At 58.3% G+C, this 3,884-nt stretch carries 5 protein-coding genes; 1 reads left to right on the top strand and 4 read right to left on the bottom strand.

Annotated elements, in window-relative coordinates; genetic code table 11:
• Positions 1–105: 105 nt before the first annotated feature.
• Positions 106–315, top strand: coding sequence for a hypothetical protein (locus P9A16_RS35340; RefSeq protein WP_156334225.1), 210 nt, complete (start codon positions 106–108; stop codon positions 313–315).
• 289 nt (positions 316–604) lie between these two features.
• Here the strand turns inward: P9A16_RS35340 and P9A16_RS35335 are convergent, their stop codons facing one another.
• From P9A16_RS35335 to P9A16_RS35320, 4 genes are all read right to left on the bottom strand, one after another.
• Entirely contained in the window at positions 605–1,450 is an 846-nt protein-coding gene (locus P9A16_RS35335) for a universal stress protein (RefSeq protein WP_050747068.1), read from the bottom strand.
• 174 nt (positions 1,451–1,624) lie between these two features.
• Positions 1,625–1,864 carry a YdcH family protein gene (locus P9A16_RS35330; RefSeq protein WP_050747067.1) on the bottom strand — a complete coding sequence of 80 codons (240 nt, stop codon included), beginning with the start codon at positions 1,862–1,864 and terminating at the stop codon, positions 1,625–1,627.
• A 95-nt stretch (positions 1,865–1,959) separates the two neighbouring features.
• Positions 1,960–3,213 carry an MgtC/SapB family protein gene (locus tag P9A16_RS35325; RefSeq protein ID WP_050747066.1) on the bottom strand — a complete coding sequence of 418 codons (1,254 nt, stop codon included), beginning with the start codon at positions 3,211–3,213 and terminating at the stop codon, positions 1,960–1,962.
• Between the two features lie 204 nt (positions 3,214–3,417).
• Complete coding sequence (locus tag P9A16_RS35320; RefSeq protein ID WP_245337540.1) at positions 3,418–3,777, bottom strand: universal stress protein; 360 nt, start codon at positions 3,775–3,777, stop codon at positions 3,418–3,420.
• Positions 3,778–3,884: the final 107 nt, after the last annotated feature.

Raw genomic sequence — 3,884 nt, 5'->3', positions numbered from 1 at the left:
CCATCAGACAGCGCCGCTTGAACCATCACGCCAAAGCGGCTTAAATCAACCCGCAAACCGAGCCGGAAACTCCGCTCTTCCAAAGCCCGAAAAGTCTCAGTTCATTTGACGACGGACAAGGCAGCAAAATTAACAGGCTTTACCGTAAGAAATTACATGGGAGTTAAGAGTGTCGCCGTCCTCCAGTGGGAAAAAGGCAAATCTGGCGGCAGCATTCACATCGAACTAACCGCCGATCAATGCCTCGATTTGAGTGTACGTCTTCTGGATCAAGCCAGAATATTGATGCTTGAGCGGCCGACAAGTGAACAGTGACATGTCCTTGAGCAGTGCCTCATCGAACAGAATCGCCGCGGAGTACCCGACCGCCTGCGCAGGTCCCGAGCACCATACCAGCATAGGTAGATGCTCGGCAAATCGGTGCTGAGCGGCACTTTTAAAAAAAGGCACGCGTGGCGCCTTCTCGCTGTCATCATGCACCCCATGCTGCGCGACGGCACTTTGTTCGAAGCATAGGATGAGATAGATTTGATTGCCAGCGGGGAAGCCGGAAAGCTCTACAAATTACAGATCTACCGCCTGACCGCCCTGAGCTTGCGATCAGTTATCGGGAAAGCAGGATTGGGGTCTCAGAACTGGAAAGCAGTGTTTTTGTCGCACTTCCAAAAACGAACTCGCTGACCTTCGGCTGGCCGTAGGCACCCATGACGATCAGTTCGGCGCCGATTTCCCTGGCCCGGTTCACCATCAGTCGACCGGCATCACCTCCTTCGAGGCGATCGAGAGTGACGGGCACGCCGTGGCGAGCGAGGTGCAGAGCGATATCCGCACCGGGTTCCTGCCCAAGGAGATGCAAAATCTTTTGCTCGGGTACGACTACCAGATGCACGGCTTTGGCGCGGGACAGAAACGGCATGGCATCAGCAATCGCCCGGGCAGCTTCCCGGCTCGCGTTCCAACCGACCACGATTTTCTCCGGAAGCCGGTAGGCTTGCCAACCGGCTGGGAGAAGGAGCGTCGGACGACCGGAGGCGAAGATCACGTCACCCGAAAGGTCCAGGACACCGGTTCTGCGCTCTGGATGCCGGCCAACGCCGAGGACCGAAAGCGACGTATGACGGGCGTGCAACATCAACGCCTCGCCCGCTTCGCCTTCACAGATACGCAGTTCGCAGGTGATGCCGAACTCTTCGTTGGTGCGGGCGATGAGATTGCGTACGGCCTCTTCGCTTTTTACCTTCCACGCGTTGCGAGCCGCCATAAAGTCGCGGATTGCGGCCCCGCGGACATAGCCGGCATGGAGGTCTAGCGCGATGTCCTCAGGCGAAAAGGCGACCACGAGATGAGCGTTCCACAACTGCGCAAGCATTGCGCCATAAGATAGCCTGTCGCGATGTCCGTCGCTGTCCATGGCATCGAGGTACACGGTCAAATCTTTCGGCTCAAACATTTCGAATGCTCCTTCCTTCTCTCGATGCTGTCGAGCAGAAGACGATGCGTGTCACGATTCCTTCGCTGTGCAAGTGCTAGACGGATATCGCAAGAGGTCTTTTCAAATATGGTGGACACGGCACTGCCCAGAAGCATCTGGACAATGCGCGATTTGCCATGGGTTCAGTAGGAGTCAGGCGTCTTTCAGCGCCCCGGCGATCCGGTCCTTGATCGCAAGACGCTGCTTGCGAAGCTCCGTCTCGTGATTTTCGCCCACGGGCGCGACGCTCGTTTCAGCGAGATGGATCCGATCATTTACCTCATCATATTCCTGCAGCAGGCTGGCGAATGCCGGGTCCGCTGCCTTCAAGGCGTGGATCTGGTTGAGCTGGCCGGGAAACTCTTCGCCAAGAGTATGAGGTGTGTTCGACATGTATTTCTCCATCATTGATTGCACTGGCAGAATACCGGGTGTCCGCGCGCAAACCTTGATCTCGGTCAATTGCAGACGTGAAGATGGCAGGCCTCTCACAGGGGCGCAAAAATGAAAAACACAAATCCGCTGGCTGCGATCGATAGCAAGGTAACAAGAAGCAAAGGAACCCAGAAGCGTATGGGGCTCCAGGCAATAGCGAGGACGACGCGGAAAAGCGCGTTCGACATAATGGCAGCCAGAACCGCCTGGCCTACGATCTCTACCGTGGCGGCTGAACCTACAAGGCGCAGTGCGCCCAGTACCGCGACATCGACATCGACCGCTCCCGAAACCGCAGCTGCTACAACGATCCCCTGCGCGCCGCTGTAATGCGCAAGTGCGGCATTCCCGGTCGCGGCGACAGCAAACAGGAGCGCGAACAACAGGAGCGGGCCAATCTCGAACGGACTTCTTATCGTCGAAGCGATACCACCGGCCCGGTGGCTTCGTATCAGCGGAAGCGCACCGCAAAGGCTGAAGACAAGCATGGCAGTAAAAGCCGCGGGGCCGATCATGAGGAACAGCTGCGGCTTGATCAGGCCGATGACGACGCAGACGCGACCAATAGAGACTGTTGCAGCAAGGGTCGCCGCTCCGGCCAGAGGATATGGCGACCCTCCAAGACTCGCGTCCCGCCCGAGCGCAAGCGTAACGGAAGTGGATGAAACGAGCGCGCCACTCACGGCACTTACGATCAGCCCGCGTGTCGCTCCAAGCAGGCGCACCGCGATATAGCCGAGATAGGAAATCGTCGCGGTCAGAACGGTGAAGAACCAGACCTCGTGCGGGTTCAGCCCGCCCCATGGGTCAATGGCGCGATTTGGCAGAACCGGAAGGATAATCGCCGTCATCACCGCAAGAGTAAGGGCCGACCGCACTTCCTCCCAGGTCAGCCGCTTCAGAAGTTCATGCAGGACCTCGCGACTTGCCAGGAGAGCGGCAAGTGCAGCCCCACCCCCGGCTGCAGCCTGTACCTCGCCTGCCACGGCCAGAGCACCCAAAGCAAAGACACAGAGGGCGGCGGCGACGCTAGTGACGCTGAAATCCTCATCGTGCGCCGCCTCTCGCGCTTTATAAAACGCGAAGACCGCTGCAAAACCGAGAAATCCGGCGACCATAAGGGAGGCATCTCCCATAGACTGGGAAAGCGCCGAGAAAACACCTCCAAGGAGACCTGAAATGCCGTAAGTGCGGATGCCTGCCGTCCGGCTGCGCGCCGGCTCACCACGCTCACGCCATCCGCGTTCCAAGCCGACCAGCAACCCTATCGCCAACGCAAGACCTAGTCGGGCAAGTGTTGTCTCCATGTCATGCGCCGAGCGCCGGACGAGGCCAATGCGCGCTGCATCCCCGTGCCAGCCGAACTGAGGCTCGTTGAATCCTGTCTATGGAATTCACTCCCTATGAACCTTGCCATCGGCCCAAAGCCGTTCTCATTCGTTCCACTCAAATTGCGCAGTTTTCAACCTGCATTTCCGATGACGGTCCGACATCATGCGGCGCGAGACGGCTCACCGCACGACAAGCACGGGTACCGGGCTATGGGTGAGCACACTGTTGGTCTGGCTGCCCAGCAGCAGGCGGCCAACGCCTCGACGGCCATGGGACGACATGACAATCAAGCTGCAACCGCGGGCGACGGCCGCTTCCAAAATTGCATCTGCGGGATTCGCGTTCTCAACGTGGAGCAGGTCTGCCGAAACACCGATCTTATCCGCGGCTTCCTGCACCCGCTTCAACTGCTGATCCGCGAATTCCTTTTGTGCCGCGTCGTAACTCTCCACATCCATTGGCAAGCCAACCCATCCGACGCCGCCACTCACATAGTACGGGAAGCGTTCGGTAACGATGATAATCGTCGGCGTTGTCACGTAAACCTCCTGTGAGTGAGTGGTGGGTAGAGACGGTGGGATGAAGAAACCGGCCATCAGCTACAAGCGTCACCGTTTCCCGCAACAGATCATCGCCCATGCGGTCT

The organism is Shinella sp. 838, assembly GCF_029623935.1.
Taxonomy (GTDB): domain Bacteria; phylum Pseudomonadota; class Alphaproteobacteria; order Rhizobiales; family Rhizobiaceae; genus Shinella.
This window is presented reverse-complemented; position numbering and strand designations above follow the sequence as displayed.